The sequence below is a fragment of the uncultured Phascolarctobacterium sp. genome, assembly GCF_958349595.1.
GTDB lineage: Bacteria > Bacillota > Negativicutes > Acidaminococcales > Acidaminococcaceae > Phascolarctobacterium.
Genome location: NZ_CATWDQ010000011.1, coordinates 13105 through 33697, shown reverse-complemented (window position 1 = coordinate 33697; position 20593 = coordinate 13105). Strand labels below are relative to the sequence as shown.

Genomic DNA, 20593 nt, shown 5'->3' with positions numbered 1-20593 from the left:
TTATCTACCTCTCTCAAGTTCGGTAACAAGCTCTTCGCCAACCTTAAAAATATCGCCGGCGCCAACAGTCATGATCAGATCGCCCGGTTCGGCAATTTTAAACAAATATTCCTCCAGCTTCGGCAAAGTGGGAATAAAAGTCACCTGCTGCTGCGTCGCCTCAGTTACCGCTTCTGCCAGCGAAGCACCGCTTACTCCGTCGATAGGGAATTCGCCTGCGGAATAAATATCAGTCAAGATCAGCTGGTCGCAATCTGCAAAACACCGGCTGAATTCTTCAAACAACAATTTCGTGCGGGTATAACGATGCGGCTGAAAAGCGCAGATCAACCGTTTTGGCTGCGTCTGACGCGCTGCTTTCAAGGTCACGCCGATCTCAGTCGGATGATGCGCATAATCGTCAACTACCCAAATGCCATCAATGCGGCCTTTGGTCTCAAAACGTCTTCTGGCGCCGCTGAACTTTTTCAGGGCCGGCAATATCTGCTGCAGCGGGATCTCCATGGCCTGAGCTGTCGCAATAGCCCCCAAAGAATTAAGGACATTATGCTGCCCCGGCACGATCAGCTCTACCGCACTGACAAACGCTCCATCTACATACAGATCATAGCTGGTGCCGTTAACGCTGTAACGGATATTCCGGGCCTGGTAACGCGCCTTTTCATCCTCCAGACCATAACTTATCACAGGAGTGTCCGTTTCTTCCGCCAGTTTCCGCAGCTTCGGGCTGTCCATACATAAAATCGCGGCGCCGCCCTCTTTGACATTCGCCAAAAACTGCGAGAATGCCAGATAAATATTTTCTTCACTGCCATAATGATCCATATGGTCATTTTCAATATTTGTAACAACAGCATACTTCGGATGAAACTTCAAAAAAGAACCGTCGCTTTCATCAGCTTCTGCTACCACATACGGCCCTGCTCCGTTACGGGCATTGCCGCCCAGACTGCTGACTTCGCCGCCAATAATGATCGTCGGATCTATATCAGAAGCAGCAGCGATACAGGAAATCATGGCACTGGTAGTAGTTTTGCCGTGCGCGCCGGCTACAGCCACGCCGTCGGCATGATTGATTATCTCAGCCAGCACATCTGATCTATGCAGGATCGGCAAATTACGTTTTTTAGCCTCCACCAGTTCGGGATTATTTTGATGGATAGCGCTTGATATAACTACAGCGTCGACATCATCGACCTGACATTCGGCATGGCCCATATAAACCAAAGCGCCCTCTTGAGCAAGCTTTGCTCCCATATGGCCGGCATTAAGATCAGAACCTGATACCTGATACCCGCGTTTGAGCAAAACATGCGCAACAGCACTCATTCCGGCTCCTCCAATACCGATAAAATGAATGTTTTGCAGACCTTTAAGCACTTAAAAGCCCTCCTCCGTCATTTTCTCACTAAATTCAACGCCTGCTGCGCGATCTCTGCCGCCGCCTCAGGTCTTCCCAGGCTTTTCGCAGCCTTTTTCATAGCCTGCAGCTGGTTATCGTTGATCAGTAATTTTTCTATCTCTTCCAACAATTTTTCGCCTGTCAGTTCTTTATCCAAAATAACTCTGGCAGCACCTGCCGCTTCCACAGCTTTAGCGTTGAACTCCTGATGATTGGCCGTAGCGTAAGGGTACGGAACCAGCACCGCCGGAACGCCTTTGGCCGCCAGCTCGGCCAGACCTATAGCGCCAGCCCTGAATACAGCCAGATTTGCCGCTGCTAAAGCCACCGGCATATTGTGCAGATACGGCTTGATAATAATATTGGCTTCCAAAGGGCCGTCTTTCTTCATTTCACTCATATAATACTCATAATTGGCTTCGCCGGTAGCATGCAGTACCTGCACCTCCGCCCGACCTGAAAGCTCGCGCTCCACATACTGCATGGCATTATTGATACTGCGGGCGCCGCGGCTGCCGCCTGATACAAGGATAGTTTTTTTATTTGGATCAAGACCCAATTCTGCAATTGCGTCTTTGCGTTTTTTCTGCATTATCTCACTGCGGATAGGATTACCTGTAAAAATCTTCTTCGCTGAACCGCCGAAATATTTTTCAGCCTCACTATAGCCTAAAAAAACCTTTTTTACATAACGCGCCAAAATTTTATTAGTCACACCCGGCATCGCGTTCTGTTCCTGGATACAGGCAGGAATACCCTTCAGCGCTGCCAAAAACACGATCGGCCCGCAAACGTAACCGCCTGTGCCGATAACCAGATCCGGTTTCAGCTTACCAAGCAGACTGTACGCATCTTTCAAGCCACGCAGCAGCTTCATACATGAACGCAACGTGTCCAAACTCAAGCTGCGCTTAAAACCTGCCACATCGATAAACTCCAATTCATAGCCATAACGCGGAATAATGTCTTTTTCCAGGCCCTGCCTTGTCCCGACAAAAATGATTTCTGCATCAGGACGGATAGCCTTGATTTGATCGGCAATAGTCAGCGCCGGATAAATATGTCCGCCGGTACCGCCGCCAGAAAGTATAACTTTCACGGTTTTTCCTCCTAGCCCTTACTTTGGCAATGCCGCAACCAGATTTTTAAAATAACGGCCGCGGGCAGGGAAATTTTCAAACATATCATACGAAGAACAGGCCGGCGACAACAGCACCACCTGCGGCGCTGCAGCCAATTTATACGCTAGCTCCACTGCCTCGTCCATCGTTGCTGCTTTTCTGATATCGCTGACACCGGCGGCAGCGGCAGCTTCGTAAAAACGCTCTTTCGCCTCGCCCAGCAAGATCAGCACATCCGTTTTTGCCTGTACCAGCTTCATCATCGGCTCCAGCGGCGTCATTTTATCATGGCCGCCTGCCAGCAGGATTATATGCCCTTCAAAAGCTTCCAGTGCCTTGATCGTCGAATCAGGATTAGTTGCTTTAGAATCATTATAATACGGCACTCCGTTCACCGTCATCACATATTCCAGACGATGCTCAACGCCGGTAAAATCAAGCAGTACCCTGCGCATATTTTCAATAGTGACCCCGGCAAAAAAGCACGCCGCAATAGCCGCCAGCACATTTTCTTCATTATGCCCGCCAAATATCCGCAATTCTTTTTTATGGCACACAGTATAAAGCTGACGGTCCCAGGCGATCGTAAAATTACCGCCATTCAAATAGACGCCCTGATTAAGCTGTTCCCTGCGGCTGAACCAGCAGACCCTGGACGGCGCCAACGCGCCCCAGCTGCGCACGATCGGATCATCATAATTCAGGATCACGATATCCTCCGGCCGCTGCTTTTTAAAAATATTGCATTTAGCCTCGCCATAAGCCGCCATCGTATGATGACGGTCCAAATGGTCAGGCGTAAGATTCAAAATCACCGCTACATCCGGGCGGAACTCACGCACGCCCTCCAGCTGAAAACTGGAAAGTTCAGCTGCAAGCCAGGCGTCAGGCCCTAAATTTTCGACTTCCTTGGATAATGCCTGCCCAATATTACCGCCGACAGCCGTTGGTACAGGTAAAGTCTGCAGCATTTCCCCAACTAAAGTCGTCGTTGTTGTTTTTCCATTGGTCCCGGTGATACCTATGATATGCCCGTCATAACTGCGATAAGCAGCCTCCACCTCACTAATGACCTCTATTCCCAGCTGACTGGCCCTGTCCGTCAACGGATTAGCCAGCGGGATCCCAGGCGATAAAACGATCTGCTCTACCTCTGCCAGCAAAGCCTCGCCGTTACCACAGAACAATCCGCCGCCCTGCTGTTGCAGCAGTGCGCGCAGCCCGCTGTCTATCTCTGTTTCACGGTCGCTGTACAAAAGCACTCTGCAGCCTTGTTTTGCCAAAGCATCAGCAGCTCCGCAGCCGCTGATACCAGTTCCATATACTAAAACAGTCTTTGCCATTAGCAGCCGCCTCCATTCCCCAGACACCACAGTCCGATACCGATCAGGCACAGCAACAAACTGCCGCCTGCAAAAACCTTCACGACCTTTGTTTCCTTCCAGCCGCCCAACTCAAAATGGTGATGGATAGGCGTCATACGGAAAATACGCTTGCCGCCGGTCTTTTTGAAATAACCGACCTGGATGATCACCGAAGCAGCTTCCATAACATAAACACCGCCCAGAATGATCAGCAGCAGCTCCGTCCGTGTCAGCAAAGCCAAAGCGGCAATGCCGCCGCCTAACGCCAACGACCCGGTATCGCCCATAAAAACCTTCGCCGGATAACGGTTGAACAATAAAAAGCCCAGACAGGCGCCAGTCAAACTCAAAGCAAACATGCTGAGATCCATACTGCCAGCCTGATAAGCAATATAAGCATAAGCAAGCGTCACCGGCACTGTTACCGAAGCCGCCAGTCCGTCCAATCCATCAGTAAGATTAACGGCATTGGTAGTGGCTACTAAAAGTAAAAACGCCAGCACATAATATAAACTGCCCAAAGGAACCGTCAGCGCCGTGCCCGGGATATTCAAGCCCAGATCGGCCTGCGGCTGTAATTCCAGATAATAAACATAAGCTCCGGCCAGCAGAAATTGTAAAAACAGCTTCTGTTTGGCGGTAAGCCCCAGGTTACGTTTCATAACCACTTTGATATAGTCGTCGATAAAGCCGATCAGTGCGTGACCGAAAGTCAGCAGCAAAGCGATCAATACCGCCGGCGTCAGCCTGCACCAAACCAATACAGCGGCTAGTACCGCCGTCAGCATCATCAGGCCGCCCATTGTCGGCGTACCGCTCTTTTTCTGATGCGCCTGCGGTCCGCAGTCACGGATACTCTGACCAAACTTCAACTTATGCAGCAGCGGTATCAGCACCGGCCCGCTGGCCGCGCAGATCACAAAAGACGTCGCCAATGCTCCCCAAAGGCTGTAATCCATTTTCTATCAATCTCCAAACTTATAGCTGTTTATTTTGAAACACTAACTCTAAAAGTGAATCTACCTGCATCGAGTGCGAACCCTTTAAAAGCACTATGTCGTGCGGCTGCAGAAGGCTATCAAGCAGCCGGGCCGCTTCGTCACGTCCGGCGCACCAATAAGCCGTTCCGCCCAAAGCCTCCACCGCCGCCGTAATCGCCCTGGCTTCTTCACCATAAGCAATCACCACATCGGTCTTTTCCCGCACGGCAAACTGCCCCACCCTGCGGTGTGAATCAGAAGAAATATCGCCCAGCTCCAACATATCTGCCAAAACTGCGATCGTCCGCGCTCCAGGCGATGCCTTCTTTGCCTCATGCAAAGTTTTTAAAGCAGCTTCCATCGAAGCCGGGCTGGCGTTATATGCGTCATTGATCACCGTCAGCGTACCTGCGCGCACTATTTCCTGACGACTTCCTGTCAGTTTTGCTGTCCTTAAAGCTTTAGCGCTGTCATTTAATTTTACACCAAAAACAGCACCTACTGCAATCGCGGCCAAAGCATTTTGTACATTATGCTCGCCAATAAAGGGCATATCCACTTCCGTACGCTCGCCCGACCTGCTGTCAATACAGGTAAATACACTTCCCTGAGCCGTTGTTACCACATTATCGCCGCGGAAAGTAGCCTTACCAGCATAACCATAAGTCACGACCTGCGCTTTAGTCTTATCGGCCATCGCCGCCACGTACTCATTATCGGCATTAAGCACCGCCACCTGCTGTGCCGTCAGCTCTTCAACGATCTCTCCTTTGGCTCTGGCAATGTTTTCCATACTGCCCAGCAGCTCCATATGCGTTTCACCGACATTAGTCACCACGGCTACATCAGGCTCCGCGATCTCGCACAGCTCCCTGATCTGTCCCAGACCACGCATACCCATTTCCACAACAGCGATCTCTGTGTCAGGCTGAACGCTCAGCAGCGTCTTCGGCAAACCGATCTCGTTATTAAAATTGCCCTGAGTTTTTACTACTTTGAATTTAGTCGCCAGACAGGCGGCGATCATGTCTTTAGTAGAAGTTTTACCATTAGAACCGGTAACCGCCACCACTTTCAACTGCTTGTGCCGCAACCTGTAGGCATGGGCTATCTGCTGATAAGCAAGCAGCGTATCCTCAACAGTTATCACCACAGTCCCCGCCGGCAGCTCCGGCACAGGTTTAGATACCAGCACCGCCGCAACCCCGTGTTCCAAAGCCATTTGACAATAAGCATGCCCGTCAAAACGCTCGCCGCACAAAGCTACAAAAAGCTCGCCCCTGCTCTCTACCCGTGAATCAGTAGTAATACCGCTGAAAACCAGCTCCCGCATATTTTCACAACGGCCGCCTGTCGCCGCCATTATTTCCTGCAAGCTCAACATATGATCACCTTTTCTTCCAGTATTCCTGTACCACTTCACGATCATCAAAGTGGATAGTTTTATCTGCCAGAATCTGATAATTTTCATGCCCCTTACCGGCTATCATGATCACATCATTCGCAGCTGCCTCAGCCAGGGCATGACAAATAGCCTCCCTGCGGTCCGCGATCAGCTCAACGCTCTTCCCGTCCGGTACCTCCTGCAGTGCCGCCGCGATCTCGGCAATGATAGCAGCCGGGTCCTCAGTACGGGGATTGTCAGAAGTGACTACGATCTTATCAGCCAGCTCCAAAGCGATCCTGCCCATGATCGGCCGCTTTTTATTATCACGGTCGCCGCCGCAGCCAAACACTACCCACAGTTTCCCTTCCGTGATACTGCGCGCAGTCTTCAGCACATTTTCCAACCCGTCAGGAGTATGGGCATAATCAACGATAACGGTATAAGGCTGCCCTGCTTCCACTAACTGGAAGCGTCCCGGCACGCCGTCAAAACCATTTAAAACCTCAACGATCGTTTTTTTATCGATCCGTTCAGCCAAAACAGCCGCTACCGCCGCCATGACATTATAAACATTGAACTCGCCTGTGATTTTCAGCAGCAGATCCAGCTCACCGGCCGGAGTATGCAGCTGTAAACGCATTTGTTTGGCTTCCACTTTAAAAAACAACGGATAAATATCATTATCACGTCCTTCGCCATACGTCAGCACCTTTGTTTTGGTACGGGCGCGCAAAATCGGCGAACTGGCATCATCCATGTTGAAAATTGCCGTTTTGTTCTCTTTTTTACCTTCGTGCAGATGCTCAAACAACAAGCCTTTAGCATCACGATAATTTTCCAGAGTTTTATGAAAATCCAAATGATCCTGCGTGATATTAGTCAAAACGGCGGTGTCATATTCGCAGCCTGCCACACGCTTCAGCGCCAGCGCATGCGAAGAAACCTCCATCACCACATATTCGCAGCCAGCCTGCTTCATTCTGTATAAAGCACGCTGCAGATCGACCACGTCGGGAGTGGTATTATGCGCCACGATCGCCTCATCCTCGATCATGATATTGATAGTGCCAATAAGACCCACCTTAAAACCGGCACGCCGCAAAATAGCACGCACGATATTGGTAGTAGTAGTTTTGCCATTCGTCCCCGTCACACCGATCATCCGCATCGTTTTACCGGGATAATCATAGAAAAAAGGAGCTGCCGCTTCCATACCTGTTCTGGTATCGGCCACCTGCAAAAGCGTCAGTCCTGCCGGGCAGACCTCTGGTATATCTTCGACTAAAGCAGCAACAGCACCGGCCTCAGCAGCCTGCGCCAAATATTTATGTCCATCCACATGCGCGCCCTTCAGGCAGATAAACAGGCTTCCGGCCTGTACCTCACGCGAATCAGCAGTCACATCAGTAATGATCTTGTCAACATTGCCAATAACCTGTACTTCCGGCAGTACAGCCACGATTTCCTGTAAAGTCTTTTGCATACGGCATACCTCCAAAAGTGAAAGGGCAGCCTATATACAGGCTGCCTTCTAAAATCTTCATATATTATAGCATATTTTTAGTAAGAAGGCGATGAAATGATTATTTTGCATAAGCATAGCCGTCATAAGCAACTTTGCGGCTATCAGCCTTCACATAGATATTATTGCGGGCCACTGTCATCCCCAGTTGTTTTTCAGCGATACTGGTGATCCTTTCAGGACCTTTCAGCTGCTCGACTTCGATTTTCATTTCAGAATTTTTCAGCAGCAGCGTTGCCTCCTGCTGCTTCAAAGAAACAAGCGCATCTCCGGTACGGACCAGGCTTTCACTGCGCGCGACCGCAGTAAAATAAACCGCCATTACAAGCAATACCAGCACGGCAGCACGGCGACGCACAAGTCTATAGTCAACCTTCCTGACTTTGCGGACCCGCTCGACGGGTCTTTCGTATTCAATTTCTTCCCATGCGTAATTATCATACTTACGTGCTAACATGCTTTACCCTCCAAATCAGCGTTTGATCGCATAACGTAACCGTGCGCTGCGCGAACGCGGATTCATCTCTATTTCCGCGTCGCTGGGAACAATGTTCCCCGCTTTCTTCACCAGCGGCTTTCTGCCGCAAACACAAACCGGAAGCTGCGGCGGGCAAATACAGCCCTTCGCCAGCTGAGCCAGTGTCTGTTTCACAATCCTGTCTTCTAAAGAATGAAAAGTGATCACGCCGATCCGTCCACCGCTTTTTAAGCGTTCGACCGCCTGCGTTACAACCTTTTCCAAAATATTCAGTTCATCATTGACTTCGATACGGATCGCCTGAAACGTACGTTTTGCCGGATGCGGACCATCCTGCCGCGCTCCCCTGGGAATAGCCTTTTTGATCACATTCACCAGTTCAAAAGTCGTTTCAAGAGGTTTTTCAGCCCGTTCCTTAACGATAAACTGAGCAATTCTTTTACTCCAGCGTTCTTCACCATAACGGTAAATGATCTCCGCCAGTTCCTCTTCTTTATAATGATTTACTATATAATAAGCGTCTTTTTTGCTGTCCTTATCCATCCTCATATCAAGCGGGCCGTCATGCATATATGAAAACCCACGTTCCGGTGTGTCCAGCTGATAGGAAGAAACCCCCAGATCAAAAAAGATACCATCGATCTTATCGATACCCAGACCGTCTAAAACATCGCCGAAATCCTTAAAATTTGACTTGGCGATTTTTATTTTACAGGGCAGCCCCTGTAATCTGGCACTTGCAGCTGCAATAGCGTCATCGTCCTGATCGATCGCGACCAGCGTGCCCCGCTCACTGAGCTGCATGGCGAACCCTTTGGAATGTCCTGCACCACCCATGGTGCAGTCCACATAAATTCCATCTTTATCAGTTATCAGCCAGTCGATACTCTCGTCCAGCAATACACTTTTATGTACAAAGTCCATTGTCACGGCCGCCTGTCCTTAGATTCCTAAATCAAGATCTGCCAGCTGTTCGGCCAACTCGCCCACATCTTCGGCATTCTCTTCGTTATATGCGTTCCAGCGCTCGGCATCCCAAATCTCTGCCCGGTTGCCAACGCCGACAATAACAGCGTTTTTATCCAGCCCGGCAAACTCACGCAGATTGGCAGGCAAAAGCACCCTGCCCTGTTTATCGCACTCGCCTTCAGCCGCACCGCCAAAAAAGAAACGGTTAAAATCACGGGCCCCCTTACGAGTCATCGGCAAAGAATTAAGCTTTGCTTCCAAAAGACGCCACTGCTCAAGATCATAAACAAACAAGCAGCCGTCCAGCCCTTTTGTTAAAACAAACTTTGTTCCCAAAGCTTCACGGAGCTTTACAGGCATGAAAAGGCGTCCTTTTGCATCAAGGCTATGTTGAAATTCTCCCATTAACATTTTTAGACACCCTCCCCTCCACTTTGCTCCACTTTTCACCATTATAACCTCATTTTTGTGAAATTACAACATTTTTTTACTAATATATAAGAAATTATATAAAAAAAACTTCCGCAAGCCTTAGCTTGCGGAAGTTTAAATCTTTTCAATATTAATAATTAGTACATCTCAGCTCAAAATAGCCCTGCGGATGATCGCAGACCGGACATTTTTCAGGAGCTTTTTCAGCTACGACGATCCTGCCGCAGTTGCTGCAGATCCAAACCTGTTTCTCTTCACGTTTGAACACTCTGTCATTTTCGATATTGGCGAGCAGTGCCAGATATCTTTCCTCATGTTCTTTTTCGATCTTGGCAACTTCTTCAAAGAGAAAAGCAATTTTATCAAAACCCTCTTCTCTTGCTTCTTTGGCAAAACCTGCATACATATCGGTCCATTCATAATGCTCGCCGGCAGCAGCATCTTTCAGATTGGCCATAGTATCAGGCAGGCTGGCGTGCGGAATACCGCCGCTCATCAAAATCTTAAACCAGATTTTGGCATGCTCCTTCTCGTTGCCCGCAGTCTCTTCAAAAATAGAAGCGATCTGGTTATAGCCTTCTTTTTTAGCGATACCTGCATAGTAAGTATATTTATTTCTCGCTTCAGATTCACCTGCGAACGCGGTATGCAAATTAGCTTCTGTTTTACTTCCTTTAAATTCCATTGGAAACTCCTCCTTTAAAACAATTTTTTATTATACAGCCCGTTGCGGGCGTATGTGCTCAGTTCTTTTCCTTGGCTTCCAGCTTCTGGCATTCAGGGCATACACCATTAAAAACGACATCATGGTCTTCCATTCTGAACCCGGTCACTGCTCCTACTTTTTCGTCCAGACCTTCAATATAATCCATATTCTCAACATTCATAAACATCCCGCAATGAGTACACTTAATATGATAATGCCTGCTCAGGATATGGTCAAAACGGTCAGAACCGCTGGGTACGGAAACCTTGCCCAAAAGGCCGCTTTCAACCAGTGAATTAAGATTTCTATACACAGTACCCTTGCTTATATCAGGATATTCCATTGTAATACGGTCATATACTTCTTCGGCAGTGGGGTGATCTGCTAAAAATCTTACAGCAGCTATAACAAGCTGTCTTTGGATAGTATTTCTCTTCGTCATATATACCTCTCCTATCGAAACTTATTCTTAATTAGAATTATACACCCAAGTAAATTGTTGTCAAGTGTTTTCACTATTTTTTCACCCGCTGAAACAGTATTTTCAGCAGCCGGTGCGGTGGTTGTTTTTGCAAATTGCGAAATCAATATCGATAAGTTTTTTTCATAAAATAGTACTTAAACAAATCAGATAATTTATAAAGAAATTTGCTTCATTGACAACAAAGAAGCAGGCGACGTATAATTTATGCAGCGGCTAACCGCACCAACACAAGTATTTCAAACAAATAACACATATATCGAGGTCCATATGCATACAATAACATTAGATAAACTTGCCATTGGTCAAAAAGCGATCATCACTACCGTCGGTGGCGAAGGCATACTGCGCCGCCGTTTTTTAGACATGGGGCTGACCCCCAAAACCAAAGTCATGGTCCGTAAAAAAGCACCCTTAGGTGACCCGATCGAAATTTTTCTGCGCGGCTACGAGCTTACCCTAAGGCTTGATGACGCCAATAAGATCATCGTTGCACCGGAACCGGAGGCACTATGAGCTTAACTTTCGCCCTTGTCGGCAATCAAAACTGCGGCAAAAGCACACTCTTCAATTATCTGACAGGCAGCAACCAGCATGTCGGCAACTTCCCCGGCGTCACAGTACAGAAAAAAGAAGGCCGGCTGCTGACAAACAAAGACGTCACCGTTATCGATCTGCCCGGCATCTATTCGCTGTCGCCTTATACATCGGAAGAAATCGTGACCCGCGACCTGCTTTTGCGCAATAAACCTGATATCATCATCAATGTCATTGACGCCACCAACATCGAACGCAGTCTCTATCTGTCACTGCAGCTCATCGAACTCAACACCCCGATGATCATGGCCCTGAACATGATGGACGAGCTTACCGCCAGCGGCGGTTCTATCGACATCCAGAAAATAGAAGAACGCCTTACCGTACCCGTTGTCCCTATTACGGCCAATTCAGGCGCCGGCGTAGACGAACTGCTTTCCCGCGCCCTGAAAACAGCACAGGATAAGAAAATGCCTGAACGCCTTGACTTCTGCTCCGGCGTCACCCATATGGCGATCCATTCCATCGCCCACCTGATCGAAGGCAAAGTGCGCAGTAAAGGTTTGCCGCTGCGCTTCTCGGCCACCAAACTCATCGAAGGCGATGAACCGCTGGCCCAAGAGCTTGAACTGACGGCAAACGAACTGGATATTATCGACCACGTTACCAACGATCTGGAAATAGCTCTGGATACAGATAAAGAAGCGGCGCTGGCTGACATGCGCTACACATATATTGAAGAATTATGTTCTTATGCCGTCCATAAGCCGCAGGCTACTATCGCTCAACTGAGGTCAGTCGAAATCGACCATTACCTGACCCATAAATATTTTGCGCTCCCCATTTTCCTGCTGACTATCTTTACAGTCTTCTGGCTCACCTTTGACGTTATCGGCGCCGCCCTTAGCGACTGGCTCGAAGTCGGCATCAGCGCCGTCACCGAAGCAGCTGATCTGGGGCTTACCGCCATTGGGATCAGCGCACCGATCCATTCGCTTATCATCGACGGTCTCTTTACCGGCGTAGGCAGCGTCCTTTCCTTCCTGCCCACGATCGTCACCCTGTTTTTCTTCCTCTCCATGCTGGAAGACAGCGGTTATATGGCGCGTATCGCCTTTGTTATGGATAAACTGCTGCGTAAGATAGGCCTTTCAGGTTCTTCGTTCGTCCCCATGCTGATCGGCTTTGGCTGCAGTGTCCCGGCTATTATGGCCACCCGCACTCTCGCCAGCGAACGTGACCGCAAAATGACTATGATCCTGACCCCCTTCATGTCCTGCAGCGCCAAGCTGCCTATCTATGGTGTCTTTATCTCGGCCTTCTTTGCCGACAATAAAGCCGCTGTCATGATGTTCCTGTATCTGCTGGGGATTTTCGTCGCGATCGCTTCCGGACTGCTTTTAAAAACCTTCGTTTATAACGGCCAGCCCGTGCCCTTTGTTATGGAACTGCCAGCTTATCGTCTGCCCACAGCACGCAATATCCTTCTGCACATGTGGAGCAAAGCCAAGGACTTCCTGTATAAAGCCTTTACTGTCATCTTCATTGCCAGTATTGTCATCTGGCTGCTGCAAAGCTTTGACAGCCGCTTCTATATGGTCGATAATCCAGAAAACAGTATGCTGGCCGGTATCGGCAGCTTTATCGCCCCCTTCTTCGCACCGCTCGGGTTCGGCGACTGGCGGGCAGCAACAGCGCTTGTCACCGGCCTCACTGCCAAAGAAGTAGTCATCAGTACACTGTCTGTCCTGCTGGGCGGCGACGGCGATATACCGGGTACAGCACTGCAAAGCATCTTTACCCCGCTGACCGCGCTCAGCTTCCTCACCTTTTCCCTGCTCTATCCGCCCTGTGTCGCGGCACTGGCTGCCATCAGGCGCGAAATGAACTCTACTGTACAAACTCTTTATATCATGTTCTATCAGATCATAACCTCCTGGATCGTCGCTTTTATCGTTTATCACCTCGGTAAACTATTGGGCTTCGAGTAAACTTCCAGCTAACAAAAATACCGTTCCCGGATCTTGAACCCGGGAACGGTATTTTTATCTTTTTATTTCTCTTCTTCCTTGATCTCGACCGGTACAAAGACAAACTCGACCAGCTTGCCGTCCTTATCGAACACATACGCCGCACGTACCACCTGCTGACGGCTGTAGCCCATCATGTACAGCAAACGGTCTGCCTGGTCAAAACGCTCAAAAGAAGCAAATTTTACTTCCTTCTGCTTGCCAAATTTTTCCCTCAGCTGCTTTTGCAGCTCGGCAAAGCCCTCGGCTGTCAGCTTGCTTTGCAGTCCCGGTGCCAGATCACCCTGCACCTGGGCAAAACCGCTGCCTGCCGGCGCTTCCAGTGCCGCTACAAATTTATCTACCACACGCTGCTCTCTGTTCAGGTCATTGCCGTCGCCGGCTGCCATACACACGCTGCTCACTGCCAAAGCCAGCAGCATCACTACTGCCAATACTGATTTTTTCACTGGGATCTACCTCTTTCAATTTTTTATTTTGTTTTGCCGGGCCGGCTTCACTGCGGCCCGTTTTTTTGTTACTGCCGTTTAAGCGCTTGCTGCTTCCGCAGTTTCCTGCGTTCCGTCAGCTGCTTCCTGCTGCTTCTGCTGCTCTTTATCAGCCTCATAAGCTTCCTGCATACGGGCATATCTGGCTTCCAAACGCTCCATGCGGGCCTCGTAAGCCGCTTCCATTTTTTCCAGCCGTGCTTCATAATCTGCTTCCAGCTTCTTCATGCGTTCTGCCATATCAGCATTGCTTTCCTGCTCATTACGTTCTGCCTCCGGCAGCTTATCCAGCGCAATGCTGATACCCATATTCATCATATGTTTGCTGCTGGTAGTTGAAGCGCCGATACTCAGCATCGTCCGTTTGTCCGGGCGGTAGAAGCCGCCCACGGCCAATGCCTGCTTGCCTTCATAGCTGCCCATCGCCATTGCAAAGTCTGCACGGCTGTTGGCATTTTCCGGCTGCGGGTGCAAACCTGCCAAAGCGGCACTCAAGGCGCCCACCTCTTTGATCTCGACACCCATTTCGTTGACCTTGCTTCCGATATCCTGGATCTGTCCCTGCATCCCCTCGATAGCTTCGCCGACGCGGATCGTGCTGCCATCCTCACGGTGCAGCGTTACTTCGCCGCTGCCTACTGTGGTGCTGCTGGTCGTAGTCTCCTCTTTGCCGTCCTTGCTCGTTACCGTCGTTTTGCTCACCGTCAGGCTGTCGCCGCTCATCTTTGTCTCGCCGCTGGTATTTTTGGTAACATTGCCGTCCTTGTCAGTCACCTTAGTACTCGTGTTCAGCGACATACCGCTCTCATTGGTCACAAAGCTGCTGCTCTGTTCCGTTTTCCTGTCGGCACTGTTAGTGCTGGTTTTGGACGTGGTGACGCTGGTACCACCTGCAGAAGTATTATTTTCTGTTTTAATGATGTTCTTCCCGTCAGCCGATGTTTGCTCCGCTGCCTGCGTCGTGCCGTTCAGGGCACTGGTTTTAAAATCGTTGGTCACTTTATTGCCGTCGCCGTCTGTGCCCTCCAAATGGTTGGCAACTGCATCCGTCTGACCGATCGTGCCGCCAGCTATATTTACCTTGTTACCATCTACATACAATTCGTCCGCATCCAACCTGCCGGTAGTTACTTTGTTCCCCTTGATGGTAGTCTCTGTAAAGCTGCCGCCGGGAGTAACTGCCGTATCGCCGCTATGGCTGAATACCGCGCCGCTGCTGCCGTTGGTAAAGGTATAACCGCCCACCTTACTGGTCATCGTCCCGTTACCCTTATCAACGCTGAACTTGGCCGTGCTGATATCGTTACTGCTGTTGACGCCGATATACAGTCCTTTATCAGTGATAAAGCCTTCCGTATCGTTCATCACCGAGCTGTTTTTGCCAACGTGGATACCCTTGTCGTTGATCGTCACTTCATTGGTCTTACCTTCTGCAACTTTAATACCGTCCTCGCTGATAACAGTCTGGTTATCCTTACCGTCAGCGACGATGATCTGATCGCTGGCTGTGACTTTATTGGTTTCAATGCCGTCACCGGTAACAGTAGTATTGCCCTCGATCGTCGTTGTATCACCGTCAGGCTTGCCGATACCGCTGGTACTAGCTCCACCGCCGCCTCCGGTACCACCGCCGCCTGTCCCGCTGCCTTCAAGCGACGTAACCCGCTGATCCAGCCATTTTATATCTACGCCATTCACCTTGCCTCCGCTCAGGCTGACGCCGCCGATCTTGCCGTCGCTGCTGAAAACAGTACCGTTGATACTGTTAATGCCTGTCACAACACCGCCTGCTGCAAAATTTACACCGCCGATAGCCGCTGTTAGCGCTTCCAGATTACTTGTTTTCATACCTGCTTTAGTAAAGCTGGTTGCCGTTTCTATCGTAGTCGTATCGTTAATGCCGTCACCGTCGGCGTCACTGCGTTGTACACCTGCCATATCGGCTGTGCCAACACCACTATTTTGAATATCATCTACTGTTGTTTTTAATGTTGCAAGTCTATCATCCAGTGTTTTGATATTCACGCCGCCAACACTCAAACCATCCGTTGCGTTACCACTGATAGCGACACCGTTCAGGTTGGCCGCCGTCACTGTACCTGTTACCAGGCTGGTGTGGTCGATATGCGTTCCATTGCTATCGGCAAAAGTGCTGATGCCGTTCATAGCCTTCGCCCCTACATGGATACCGCTGGCATCTACTGTGACCTGCTTTTCCGCGCCCTGTCCAAAGATAATAGCATTATCAGTGATCTGCGTATGGGTTTGATTGCCTACATTTCCGACAACTACATTGCCGCTGAAGCTGGTACTGGTAGTACCGCTGTCATAGCTCATGCCTGTAGTCGCAGTTTGCAAATCAGTTACTTTGGTATTGACTGCTGCCAAACCTGTATCTGCATCGCCAACAGTCGTTTTTAAAGTATCAACGTCAGTTTTATCCGCTTTTAATGCTGCTTTCTCTGCGGTATAGGCTTCACTTATCCCTGCATACTTAGCAGCTAACTCCGTGCCGCCCTCTTTCAACGTCGTTGCCTCTACCGTGCCTGTTACGACAATGCCGCTGCCGCTGATTTTTGTATTTCCTTCGATAGTAGTCAGGCTATCTGCCGTATCTACTGTACCGCTATGTTTGATACCTACCGTATTGGCGCTGGTTGCACCACCGTTAGTTTTCAAATCAGCAATATCATCGGTTATTGTTTTTAAGCTGTAGCCGCCAATTGCCGCATCTTTAGCCGCATCAGTGCCACTGATTGTCACACCGTTCACAGTTTTGGCCGTCAAAGCACCGTCACTGACAAAGCCAAAGCCCGTAGCGCCAACTTTAAACTCACCTGCTGTCACTACTGTCGCAGCCACACCGCCGACAAAAGTAGTTGTACCATTGTCATAGGTCATGCCTGTTGTTGCTGTTTCCAAAGCTGTTGCTCTGCCGCTCAATGCAGTATCGGCGTCAGCCAGTTCCTCTATTTTGGTATTATATTCACTCTGTGCTACTTTGGTACCAATGGCAGTATTCAACTCTGTTTTCACAGTATAAATCTGTCCGCCTGTCACAGCTTCCTCACTGCCGCTGGCAATACTACCATCCGAGAGACCGCTCAGCTTACCGTTTGTTAAGGTAACGCTTCCTACTGTCAGTTTGCCGTTTTCCAAAATCACATTACCAACGGTAACTTTATTTGTTGTCAGGCCATTTTCTGTGATACTGGTATTCTTTTCGATAGTAGTCGTCGTACCAGCATCATCACGTTCGATACCGGCAGTTTTCGTCTGCAAGTTGCTGATATTACCTGTATTGCCGCCGCTGCTGGTTTGCAACCCGGCAATATCATCACTTATCTCTTTTAAGCTATAACCGCCAATGGTCGCATTCTTAGCCGCATCAGTACCGCTGATCGTCACGCCGTTGATGGTTGCCGCCGTCAATGCGCCGTCAGCGGTTACGCCGAAGTTACCGCCTACTTGTAAATTAGCCGCAGTTACGCCGCCGGCAAAGGTGGTCATTTCCGCACCTGCTGTACCGCTGTAGCTCATGCCGGTGGTGGCTGTTTGCAGCTCGCCGATAGACACAGCATTTGCTTCTGCTTTCGTATAAGTAGCAGACAAGCCAGTTGTAGTATCGTTAACAGCTGTTTCCAAATCGTCCGTACGTTTCAGCAAACCATTAGTACTGTCACTGATCGTTGTTTTCAGCTGCGTCACGTCAACGTCGCCCACTGTATAATTGCTGCCGTCTTTTTTCAACATTACACCGTTAAAGGTATCTGTACCGCTGATACCTGCTGTGCCGATAGTTACACTGTTGACTGTACCATCTGTTCCCAGCGTTACGCCATTCACCTTACCGCTGCCGATAGTCACGCCGTTGTAAGTACCGGTCGTGGTCAGGTTGCCGCTGTTGTCGATTGCGACACCGTTGATACTTTTCACACTGCTTACAACGCCCGCTTTGATCGTCACACCATCTACTGTAGTTCCTGTTGCTGGGGAATATTCAATCTTGTAGGTACTCTTTTTTACTGTAGTAATACTCCCTTCAGCAGTTGTCATACGCCCAGTTAGGTCAGTAATACTTGTTTCAGCAGTTGTCATGCGCCCGGTTAAATCAGTAACATTCTGGTTTGTCGCATACAATTGCCTGCCGCTGACGGCTTCCGTGCTGTCAGCAGACAATATTGCATCAGCCAATCCGCGCAAAGTGCCGTTCATCTCGATATCAGCTATATTTGTCAGATTGCGGAACAGATTATCATCATATACAGCAATACTACCACTGACATAGTCATAATAAAGATCACCTTCTTTATGACCGAAACTGACAGTCTGATAACCACTTGTAGAAGAATAAGCGCCCAGGGCCAAACTATTTTCCTCATCTACATAAGCCTGATAGCCTAAAGCGACACTATCAGAGTTCCTGACATTAGAATAAGCGCCTATAGCCGCAGAATTGTAACCAATCCAATCACCATCGAGATCGCCAACCATACTATAAGCGCCCAGGGCCACAGCATTAGCAGAGTTTACACTTGCTTGGGTACCGATCACCGTCGCATCTCTGGAACTGCGCTCAAGCAAATTTCTGACTTGGGCATCTTTACCAAATGCCATACTGCCTAGATTGCCAGAATCCGGATCATCGTTAGTACCATAAAAAATGTTCATACCATTAATTTTGCTGCTATTGATCGTACCGTTTTCGATAACCGTTTGGTTGGCAGCATCGCCGCCTATTGTAATTCTGCTGCCGGTAATGGTAATTTTGTTAGTATTGTCCGCGTCCAACTGGTCACCATCGACTATCGTAATATCGCTGATACCTGCCAGGCTGCGGCCGTAGTAAGTAGAAAGATCAAAATCATCATTATCAAAATCAAACCTGTAATAGCCGAAATTCACTTGATTATCTTCGCTAGCCCGACTGCCGGCGCCCAGCGCAAGGCTGTTGTTTACAACGCTGCCGTTCTCATCTTCAACTCTGCTCCCATAACCCAGGGCGACATTGTTACTCCCAGCAACATATATGTCAGAACCCAAAACTATACTGTTTATGCTGTCACTTTCTATACTTGAACCGTTGCCGATAATAGTACTATTCTTGCTATTAGCATTTATAGTTGAATCGCGACCCATAATAATACTATATGGGCTGTCATCACATATACTTGAACCGCTACCGATAATGTTACTATAACTAGCTCCACCAAGAACTGTTGAACTCTCGCCTAAAACAATACTATTGTCAGAGTTATCATGGATATATGAATCATAGCCCAGAAGAATAGTAGAGTAAGAAGCAGTATTAATAGCCTGACCAATGGCAATACTCTCACTAGAAGAGGCAGATGCTCCACCAATAGCTATAGAACCACCCTCAGCAAAACCATTACCGATTATAATCCCCTTACTTGTATCCTCCCATTTGATCTCGCCATCCTTTAAGATAATGCCGCCAGCCGTCAGTGCACCTGTATTGCTGACACTGAAACCTTCACTGCTGAAAGGAATATCAGTTTTGCCGATAATCGCATTGCCGCCAATCGTCAGGCCATCAGCCGCACTGCCCAAAACTGCCACGCCGTTAATGCTGCTAAGACCTGTGATCGCGCCCTTATTTCCATATTCGCCGGCGATAAAATCGATACTGCTTATACCCGCCAGACTGCGGCCATAATAAGCAGAGTCATCCAAATTTCCATCAGCGTCAAATCTGTAATAGCCAAAATTAACTTCATTATTTTTTGCTGTATAACTGCCGGTACCTATAACAATACTGTTTACAGTCTCATCACCAACAGAAGCACCAAAACCAATAGCTACACTATCATCTGCACTAATAGTCTTGCTATTACTGCCAATGGCTATACTATTCTTACCACCAGCCTGAGCACCAGAACCAATTGCAATACTATCTTTTGAAAATGCTTCAGCCCAAAAACCAAGCGCTGTAGCATTTTCACCATATGTTCTAGCCGCACGACCAACAGCCACACCACCAGTCCCATTGACCGCAGCCTCATGACCAAGCACCACCCCCTGACTACCCGATGCTATCTTCGCGGAAATACCAATAGCTATGTTCTCGTATTCTCTATCTACAGTAAAATTAGCATCGTTAATGGTAGTAACGCCTGTCAAAGCGCCTGCCATTTCAATATTTTTAATACCTGCCAGGCTGCGGGTTGTGGTCCATGTACTGGTAGTACTGTCCCAATGTCCGAAAGATACCTGTTCTTCTGCGCTGGTTGAAGCATTATAGCCTAAAGCAGTACTGTTGAGATGATTAACTACAGCATTGTAACCTACAGCTGTAGCATAATCAACCGTGTAATTAGAACCAGTACCTGCATTATAGCTCCCTGTATAACCACCAACAAGTGTTGGCATAATTCCAGCGTCCTCATCAGCATTAAGGGTATTGACACTGTAACCCATAATAGTAAGAGCCTCATCGGCTTCTTGTTTCGTATCTGTCTTCCTTACAGTTTCTGCTTCGTCCCCAGCAGGCGTTGTGGTGCCATCGCTCTGCCCTTTTCCGTCCACAGTCTCGGTCTGCCCTGTTGGCTGACCGGCCTCGGCCGCCCACGTGGGCGCAGCATAATAGCTTTGCATGCTCATAGCCAATAACACTGCCAAAAGCAGTTTTTTGGCACGCATATCCCTTTTACTCATCTTCTCCCAGCTCCCTTA

The 20593-nt window shown here is 48.8% G+C and carries 15 protein-coding genes; 2 read left to right on the top strand and 13 right to left on the bottom strand.

Annotated elements, in window-relative coordinates:
* The 11 genes from murC to Q4G98_RS08645 form a co-directional block, all read right to left on the bottom strand.
* Positions 1-1380, bottom strand: coding sequence for a UDP-N-acetylmuramate--L-alanine ligase (gene murC, locus Q4G98_RS08695; protein WP_177559701.1), 1380 nt, complete (start codon positions 1378-1380; stop codon positions 1-3).
* A 17-nt stretch (positions 1381-1397) separates the two neighbouring features.
* Entirely contained in the window at positions 1398-2501 is a 1104-nt protein-coding gene (gene murG / locus Q4G98_RS08690; protein WP_177559698.1) for an undecaprenyldiphospho-muramoylpentapeptide beta-N-acetylglucosaminyltransferase, read from the bottom strand.
* Between the two features lie 18 nt (positions 2502-2519).
* Complete coding sequence (gene murD, locus Q4G98_RS08685; RefSeq protein WP_177559695.1) at positions 2520-3866, bottom strand: UDP-N-acetylmuramoyl-L-alanine--D-glutamate ligase; 1347 nt, start codon at positions 3864-3866, stop codon at positions 2520-2522.
* Positions 3866-4846 (bottom strand): phospho-N-acetylmuramoyl-pentapeptide-transferase, encoded by a 981-nt coding sequence (mraY, locus tag Q4G98_RS08680; protein ID WP_177559692.1) that lies wholly within the window; start codon positions 4844-4846, stop codon positions 3866-3868. The genes murD and mraY overlap by 1 nt, the downstream gene beginning before the upstream one ends.
* Positions 4847-4865: 19 nt before the next feature.
* Positions 4866-6251, bottom strand: a complete 1386-nt coding sequence (gene murF, locus Q4G98_RS08675) for a UDP-N-acetylmuramoyl-tripeptide--D-alanyl-D-alanine ligase (RefSeq protein WP_298563783.1) — start codon at positions 6249-6251, stop codon at positions 4866-4868.
* A gap of 4 nt (positions 6252-6255) precedes the next feature.
* Complete coding sequence (locus Q4G98_RS08670) at positions 6256-7737, bottom strand: UDP-N-acetylmuramoyl-L-alanyl-D-glutamate--2,6-diaminopimelate ligase (RefSeq protein WP_298563781.1); 1482 nt, start codon at positions 7735-7737, stop codon at positions 6256-6258.
* Between the two features lie 100 nt (positions 7738-7837).
* Positions 7838-8233 (bottom strand): hypothetical protein, encoded by a 396-nt coding sequence (locus tag Q4G98_RS08665; protein ID WP_298563779.1) that lies wholly within the window; start codon positions 8231-8233, stop codon positions 7838-7840.
* Between the two features lie 15 nt (positions 8234-8248).
* The gene (rsmH, locus tag Q4G98_RS08660) at positions 8249-9178 is read right to left on the bottom strand and encodes a 16S rRNA (cytosine(1402)-N(4))-methyltransferase RsmH (protein ID WP_177559680.1); all 930 of its coding nucleotides are present in this window, start codon (positions 9176-9178) and stop codon (positions 8249-8251) included.
* Between the two features lie 18 nt (positions 9179-9196).
* Positions 9197-9634 carry a division/cell wall cluster transcriptional repressor MraZ gene (gene mraZ / locus Q4G98_RS08655; protein ID WP_177559677.1) on the bottom strand — a complete coding sequence of 146 codons (438 nt, stop codon included), beginning with the start codon at positions 9632-9634 and terminating at the stop codon, positions 9197-9199.
* A gap of 151 nt (positions 9635-9785) precedes the next feature.
* On the bottom strand, positions 9786-10340 hold the full coding sequence (gene rbr, locus Q4G98_RS08650) for a rubrerythrin (RefSeq protein WP_177559675.1): 555 nt from the start codon (positions 10338-10340) through the stop codon (positions 9786-9788).
* A 58-nt stretch (positions 10341-10398) separates the two neighbouring features.
* Positions 10399-10803, bottom strand: a complete 405-nt coding sequence (locus tag Q4G98_RS08645) for a Fur family transcriptional regulator (protein ID WP_301961930.1) — start codon at positions 10801-10803, stop codon at positions 10399-10401.
* Positions 10804-11112: 309 nt separating this feature from the next.
* Between Q4G98_RS08645 and Q4G98_RS08640 the strand changes: the two genes are divergently transcribed.
* A complete protein-coding gene (locus Q4G98_RS08640; protein WP_177559671.1) occupies positions 11113-11358 on the top strand; it encodes a ferrous iron transport protein A in 246 nt (81 codons plus the stop codon).
* The gene (gene feoB, locus Q4G98_RS08635; RefSeq protein WP_298563774.1) at positions 11355-13370 is read left to right on the top strand and encodes a ferrous iron transport protein B; all 2016 of its coding nucleotides are present in this window, start codon (positions 11355-11357) and stop codon (positions 13368-13370) included. The genes Q4G98_RS08640 and feoB overlap by 4 nt, the downstream gene beginning before the upstream one ends.
* A 62-nt stretch (positions 13371-13432) precedes the next feature.
* Here the strand turns inward: feoB and Q4G98_RS08630 are convergent, their stop codons facing one another.
* Both Q4G98_RS08630 and Q4G98_RS08625 read right to left on the bottom strand, forming a co-directional pair.
* Positions 13433-13858 carry a hypothetical protein gene (locus Q4G98_RS08630; protein ID WP_298563771.1) on the bottom strand — a complete coding sequence of 142 codons (426 nt, stop codon included), beginning with the start codon at positions 13856-13858 and terminating at the stop codon, positions 13433-13435.
* Positions 13859-13936: 78 nt separating this feature from the next.
* Positions 13937-20575 (bottom strand): YadA-like family protein, encoded by a 6639-nt coding sequence (locus Q4G98_RS08625; protein ID WP_301961929.1) that lies wholly within the window; start codon positions 20573-20575, stop codon positions 13937-13939.
* Between the last annotated feature and the right edge of the window lie 18 nt (positions 20576-20593).